The organism is Streptomyces sp. NBRC 110028, assembly GCF_001417735.1.
In the GTDB taxonomy this organism is placed as follows: Bacteria; Actinomycetota; Actinomycetes; order Streptomycetales; family Streptomycetaceae; genus Streptomyces.
In genome coordinates this window covers 1-6,571 of record NZ_BBUZ01000080.1, presented here as the reverse complement: position 1 = coordinate 6,571, position 6,571 = coordinate 1, and the positions used below count along the sequence as shown (strand labels likewise).

The following is a 6,571-nucleotide window of genomic DNA, read 5'->3' as shown; positions in this document are numbered from 1 at the left end:
GTCCGGTAGCAGGGCCTGGGCTTGTTCGGCGGCGGAACCGGCCCAGGGGACGATGGGGCGCAGGCCGCGGGGGCCGACGGGCAGAAGGGGCGCGGTGGTGTCGATGACCAGTTGTCCGGGCTGGATGGCTTTGGCGATGGCGCGCATCGTCTCGACGTGTGCGTTGAAGGGCACGGCGACGACCACCGCCGCCGCGCCTTCGATCATGGTGGTGTTGTCTCCGCCGACCGCTCCGGGGAGTTTGTCGGCGCAGTCCTGCGCGGCTTGTGCGCGTCGGGATCCGATGCGGACGTTGACGCCGCTGTGGGCCCACCGGGTGGCGAGCCCGAGGCCGAGGGCGCCGGTGCCGCCGACGATGGCGACGGTGTTCTCGTGATGTGTTCTTGTGCCGGGGAACGGGTCCGGCTGAGTGACTGTCATGGTTGATCGCCTTCGGTCGGCTGGTTGTGGTACGGGAGAATGCCGGTCATTCGCTGAGGGGGTGGTGCTGTGTGTTCCGCGCGGGGCCGATCCACACGCTCTTGACGTTGGTGAACTGGCGGAGTCCGAAGACACCCAGCTCGCGTCCGTAGCCGCTGCGCTTGATGCCGCCGAACGGCAGCCGCGGATCGGAGGCGACGATCCCGTTGACGAATACCGCGCCGGCCTCGATGCCGGGAATCAGGCGATCGGCGCGCTCCAGGTCGGTTGTCCACAGCGCGGCGCCGAGGCCGAATTCGGTGGCGTTGGCGATGTCGATGGCCTGGGCCGGGTCCTTCGCCGAGACGACGGCGGCCACCGGCCCGAAGGTCTCTTCCGCTGCGACAGCCATCGTCGGGGTGACCTGGTCGAGGACGGCGGGCACGTAGAAGTACCCGGGGCCGTCGAGGACGGTGCCGCCGGTGACGACGCGGGCGCCCGCCGCGGTGGAGCGCTCGACCTGGTCGACGAGGTCGGAGCGAAGATTGGACCGGGCGAGCGGGCCGATCGTCACGTCTCGGCGGAACGGGTCGCCCACGGTCAGGGCGGAGACACCGGCGGCGAACGCGTCGGTGAATTCCTCGACGACCCCTTCCTCGACGATGAACCGTTTGGCGGAGATGCAGCTCTGGCCGGTGTTGTGCATGCGTGCGCTGACCGCCGCCGCGGCGGCGGCCGGGATGTCCGCGTCGGCGAGGACGATGAAGGGGTCCGAGCCGCCGAGTTCGAGGACCTGTGGCTTGAGGTGGTGCGCGGCCATGGCGGCGACGGCAGAGCCCACTTCGGTCGATCCGGTGAGGGTCACGGCGTGGATGCGGGGATCGGCGATGAGGTCCGGCACCGCGTCGGGACCGACGAGCAGCGTGGTGAACAGGCCGGGCGGGCAGCCGGCCCGGTCCCAGATGTCGGCGATGGCCAGGGCACAACGCGGCACGTTCGAGGCGTGTTTGAGCACGACACCGTTGCCGGCCAGCAGCGCGGGCGGCGCGAAGCGGAACACCTGCCAGAGCGGATAGTTCCAGGGCATGACTGCCAGGACGAGGCCCAGCGGGTCGAAGGCGACGTGGCTGCGGGCGGCCCCGGTCGCCACGGGCTGGTGCGCCAGTGGTTCCGGTCCCTGGCTCGCGTAGTGCTCGCAGCACCAGGCGGACTTGTCGACCTCGGCTTCCGCTTCGGCGATGGGTTTGCCCATCTCCTCGGTGATGAGTGCGGCGAGTCGGTCCCGGTCGGCGCGCAGTAGCGCGGCGGCCCGCTTGAGGTGCTCGGCCCGCTCCGGTACGGGTATCGTCCGCCACTTGCTGGCGGCGAGGGACGCCCGCTCGACTGCCGCGTCGATTGCTGCCGGTGAGTGGGGGGTGAACTGGGCGATGACTTCCTCGGTGGCCGGGTTGACGGAGTTGATCTGGTGAACGGCCATGGTGGCCTCACTCCTTGGGGGTTGAGGTGATGGTCCGCGAAGGGCGGGGATGTCCGGCGGTCGGTGTCCCGGGGCACCCGTCGCGTGGCCGGATCAGGCGACGGAAGTGCGGCCGACCAGCTCCGGATCGGGGCCGCTCCACAGCACGTCGTCGCCGGCGACCCGCTCGTGCGCGGCGGGCGAGCGGAGCGCTTCGAGGACTTCGCCGGCGACCTGCTCGTACCATCGCGCCACTTCGGCGGGATAGTCGGCGTAGCTGCCGTTCTCCCGCAGCACGGGCCCCTCGACGGTCGGGATGTCCGTGACGCCGTCGTAGGTGACGGTGTAGGGCTTGCCCAGACGGGTCGCTGTGGGAGCGTCGATGGTTGCGTCCAGCTTGATCCACCGGCCGCCCAGGAAGGCTTCGCCGAGCGAGTGCCAGGGCAGTGGCCGTCCCACCGGCCCTCCCCACAGGGTGCGGACCTCCGGTGAGAGGAATTCCATCTTCGGGGCGTGGAGCGCCTGGAACGCGATGCGGGCAGGGATGCGGGCGGCCCTGGACAGGGCGACGAACGAACTCGCCTTGCCCATGCAGAAGGCGACGCCGTGGGCGAGGACGTCGCTGGCCGCCGATTCGCCCTCGGCGAGATAGCGGAAGGAGGCGAGGATGTCGTAGGGCAGGTCGCGGACGTAGTGGTAGATCCGGCCCAGTCGTTCGCTGTCGGTGGTGGCACCGTCGGTCAGCTCTCGTGCGGTGGACACCACGAGCGGGTGGTCGGAATCGATGTAGGCGGTCGGCCTCAGGTACGCCTCGTCGAGGGTGGTGGGCTCGTTGTCTGCGGTCGCCTCGGAAGTCACGGAGTAGGCCCTTCGTTGAGTTGTGGGTGTCGTGGTCGCGCGGCTGGGTCAGGTCAGTTGCGTGTGCCGTGCGGGCTTGATGTGGGGCAGGATCTGCTCCCCGACGACGTCGAGATAGGTCGAGTCCGCGACGTCGGGGATGGTGAACAGGAAGTGGTCGATGCCGGCGTCCTGGTAGGCGCGGATGCGCTCGACACAGGCTTCCGGCGTCCCGGTGATCAGCCCGGTGTCGGGAATCGACTGGAAACGGGTACGCAGCTCGTCCTGCTGCGCCGGGGAGTCGGTCGGTGCGAGCAGGGTGGTGATCGACAGGCGCAGGGTCGCCGGGTCGCGGCCGATCGCCTCGCACTCACGGTCCAGGAACGCGCGGCGCTCCGCGCACTTCTCGGCGGGCCACCATCGGACGTTGACGCCGTTGGCGTGCCGGGCGGCGATGCGATGGACCCGCAGCCCCTCGCCGCCCACCCACAGGGGCGGATGCGGCTGCTGGAGCGGGGGCGGATCGCAGACCGCCCCGTCGATGCTGTAGAAGTCGCCGTGGAAGGTCGGGTGCGGGTCGGTCCACACCTGGCGCATCACCTGGAGCGACTCGCCGAGCGCGGTGACCCGGTCCCCGGTCGGGGGGAAGGGAATGCCGTATGCCTCGTACTCCTGCTGGAACCAGCCCGCTCCCATGCCCAGGTCCAGCCGGCCGCCGGAGATGACATCGAGGGTGGCGGCCATCTTGGCGAGCACGGCGGGGTAGCGGTAGGAGTTGCACAGCACACTGGTGCCCAGACGCACCGTGGTGGTGTCGCGGGACAGGGCCGACAGCGCGGTCCAGCATTCGAGCAGCGGGACCGACGACGAGCGGCCCTGCTGGGCGTCGCCGTCGCTCTCGGGTCCGGCGGTGATGCCCGCGTCCCGGACGTAGTCGTCGGGGCTGAGGGTCAGGAAGTGGTCGCACAGCCACACGGAGTCGAATCCGTAGGACTCGGCCGCCTGCGCGGCGCGGACCATACCGGGATAGTTGCCCACGGCGAGGCCGCGGATGGTCAGGGCCAGGATCAGCCCGATGTGCGGCCCGGGCTCGTGGGCGGGACCCGCGCCGGAGGTATCGTCGTGGTTCATGAACGTCGCCTTTCTTTCATGTCGGTCATGTCGGTCATGCCGACCGGGGCGCCGGAGACGGTGCGGGGAAGCATTACGGTGAACCCGTAGCGCTCCGGCCGGTAGTGGAAGATCACGACTTCCAGCGGACGGTCGTCGTGACCGAGGCTGACCCGCTCCAGGACGAGCACGGGTGCGGACTCATCGATCTCCAGCGCCGCGGCGACATCCGGAGAAGCCGCGGCCGCGTGGATCTGGTGCCGGGCCTGCGCGATCCGCACCCCCAGGCGCTGCTCCCACATCGTGTACGTGGTCTCGGTCGCGGGTTCGCCGGAGCGCAGCGGCCCGGCCGCCTCCAGCACCCGCGGCGGGAGGTGGATCGTGACGAGCGCGACCGGCTTCTCCCCGTCCCCGTACCGGCGCCGGATCGTCAGCACCTCGGACTCCCCGAGGACCTGCGCGACGTGGGGAGCGGCGGATTCGACCCCGAAGCCCAGGACGTCGATGTGCGGTGTGACGCCCTGTTCGAGCAGGACCTCGGTGATGGTGCGCACGCCGGAGGACAGCTCCTGGTCCACCGGTTCGGAGACGAAGGTGCCCAGTCCTTGCTTGCGTACCACCCAGCCCTGCGACTCCAGCGCACCCACGGCGGCACGGACCGTGATGCGGCTCAGACCGGTCTCGGCGATCAGCTCCCGTTCCGTGGGCAGCCGCGTCCCCGGCGGCAGCTGCTGCTTGAGGATCAGTGCCTTGATCTGCTCCGCCAGCTGCGTCGTCGCCGGTGTCCGGCCCCGTTCGATCCGGAATCCGGCGGCCGACAGGTCGAAGCGGGGCTCGTTGCCCATGTCAGATGTCATAAGTCGTATTGAACCCGGCGACAGGCCCGGACGCGTAACAACCCCTTCGGGTGTCGCGGCCGGCGAGGTCACCGAACTCTTGACGCATGTCATGAGACGTTTTATAACGTCTTACATCTGGTGGGCGCAAGTAGCCCCGCCGGGAATCAAAGGAGTCCCCGTGTCAGACCAGAACCACGTGACCGTGATCGCCCGCTTCACCCCGGCCTCAGACCGCGCTCCGCAACTGCGGGCCCTGCTCGAAGGAATGATCGCCCCGACCCGCTCCGAACCGGGATGCCGCTCCTACGACCTCTACACCACCAAGACGGACGCCCCGGACTTCGTCCTCCTGGAGCGCTACCAGGACTCCGCAGCCCTGGAGACGCACCGCACGACGGCCCACTACAAGGCCTACCGCGCCCAGCTCTCCGACCTCCTCGCCAAACCGGTCGAGGTTTCCGTCCTCAGTCCGGTCAACGTCATCGGCTGACGACGGACACGTCGCGACGTCGCGCGACCGCTCACGCGACATCGCGCGACCGCTCAAAGGAGAGCACCATGTCCGACCTGCGCACCATTGACAAGAGCAGCCGCCGTGCGCTGTTCGCCTCCTGGCTGGGATGGACCTTCGACGGGTTCGAGACCTACGCCCTCGTCCTCGTCGGCCCCACAGCCGTCACCGCGGTGGGCACCAAAGCACAACTGGCAGACCTTCCCACCTACGTCAGCGGCCTGCTTGCGGCCACCCTCGCCGGCTGGGCGCTCGGCGGGATCCTCGCCGGCTTCGCGGCCGACCGACTCGGCCGACGCCGCACCCTCATCCTCTCCATCCTCTGGTACGCCCTCTTCACCGGTCTGACCGCACTCGCACCCGACTACTGGTGGCTGCTCACCCTGCGCTTCATCACCGGCATGGGACTGGGAGCGGAGTGGGGCAGTGCCACCGCCCTGATCGGCGAACTCTGGCCGGACCGTTCCCGAGGACGAGCCGCCGCAGTACTCCAGTCGGGCTTCGGCGTCGGCGCGGTCATCGCCGCGCTGGCCTGGTACCTGCTGGAACCCGTGGGCGACAACGCCTGGCGCTACCTCTTCCTGATCGGCACACTCCCGGCACTCATCGTCCTCTACGTACGGCGGGCCGTCCGCGACCCGGAGATGTGGACCTCGGTCCGCGACCGGCGGCGCAAGGCCAAAACCGCCCAAGAAGCCGGCAACACCGTCACAGCCGCAGACAGGGAACTCCTGCGCTCCCCCTTCACCACCGTCTTCAGCCACGCCCACCTACGCCGTCGCGGGCTGCGGCTGCTCGTGCTGACCGTCGTGTCGGTCATCGGCCTGTACGCCGTGTCGGCCTGGATCCCCGCATACACCGCCCAACTCGCCAAGGACACCGGCCAGACGGGCACCCGATGGGGCGCCAACGCCGGCCTGGTGTTCAACGGCGCCTCCGTACCCGGCTACCTCCTGCTCGGTTACCTGGCCGACCGCTGGGGCCGAAAACCCACCATGCTCCTCTACTACGCCGCATCCGCGGCCATCGTCCCGATCTTCTTCTTCGCCGTCCACACCCCACAGGCGGCACTGGCCGCGGCAGCCGTGGCCGGATTCTTCATCCTGGGCCAGTTCGCCTGGATGCCCATCTACATGCCCGAGCTGTTCCCCACCTCGGGTCGCGCCACAGCGATCTCCACGGTGTTCAACTCCGCGCGCATCGCAGGCGCACTGGTCACCCTCGGCACCGGAATGCTCATCAGCCTGCTCGGCGGGATCACTGCCGCTGCCACCGTCGTCGGAGTGGTGATGTACCTCATCGCCATCGCCACCGTCTGGTTCGTCGGGCCGGAGACCAAGGGACAACCCCTCCCCCAGTGAGCCGCCTCCAGGTCCCCACCGGCCACGACCGCACAACGGCAGCCGGTGGGACCAACTG

Annotated in this window: 7 protein-coding genes; 2 read left to right on the top strand and 5 right to left on the bottom strand. The window is 69.5% G+C overall.

The window, feature by feature from the left end; all coding sequences use genetic code 11:
- The 5 genes from ASC60_RS38255 to ASC60_RS38235 form a co-directional block, all read right to left on the bottom strand.
- Nucleotides 1-420: NAD(P)-binding domain-containing protein (locus ASC60_RS38255; protein WP_159043417.1), on the bottom strand; the 420-nt coding region annotated here is incomplete at its 3' end.
- A 46-nt stretch (nucleotides 421-466) separates the two neighbouring features.
- On the bottom strand, nucleotides 467-1,876 hold the full coding sequence (locus tag ASC60_RS38250) for an NAD-dependent succinate-semialdehyde dehydrogenase (protein WP_055558338.1): 1,410 nt from the start codon (nucleotides 1,874-1,876) through the stop codon (nucleotides 467-469).
- Nucleotides 1,877-1,969: 93 nt separating this feature from the next.
- A complete protein-coding gene (locus tag ASC60_RS38245) occupies nucleotides 1,970-2,713 on the bottom strand; it encodes a transglutaminase family protein (protein ID WP_055558337.1) in 744 nt (247 codons plus the stop codon).
- Between the two features lie 48 nt (nucleotides 2,714-2,761).
- A complete protein-coding gene (locus tag ASC60_RS38240) occupies nucleotides 2,762-3,823 on the bottom strand; it encodes an LLM class flavin-dependent oxidoreductase (RefSeq protein WP_055558336.1) in 1,062 nt (353 codons plus the stop codon).
- The gene (locus tag ASC60_RS38235) at nucleotides 3,820-4,659 is read right to left on the bottom strand and encodes a GntR family transcriptional regulator (RefSeq protein WP_055558335.1); all 840 of its coding nucleotides are present in this window, start codon (nucleotides 4,657-4,659) and stop codon (nucleotides 3,820-3,822) included. The genes ASC60_RS38240 and ASC60_RS38235 overlap by 4 nt, the downstream gene beginning before the upstream one ends.
- Nucleotides 4,660-4,819: 160 nt before the next feature.
- Here ASC60_RS38235 and ASC60_RS38230 point away from each other — a divergent pair, with 160 nt between their 5' ends.
- Nucleotides 4,820-5,131: a putative quinol monooxygenase gene (locus ASC60_RS38230; RefSeq protein ID WP_055558334.1), complete on the top strand. Its 312-nt coding sequence runs from the start codon at nucleotides 4,820-4,822 to the stop codon at nucleotides 5,129-5,131.
- A gap of 68 nt (nucleotides 5,132-5,199) precedes the next feature.
- Nucleotides 5,200-6,513 carry an MFS transporter gene (locus ASC60_RS38225; protein WP_055558333.1) on the top strand — a complete coding sequence of 438 codons (1,314 nt, stop codon included), beginning with the start codon at nucleotides 5,200-5,202 and terminating at the stop codon, nucleotides 6,511-6,513.
- The last annotated feature ends 58 nt before the right edge of the window (nucleotides 6,514-6,571 follow it).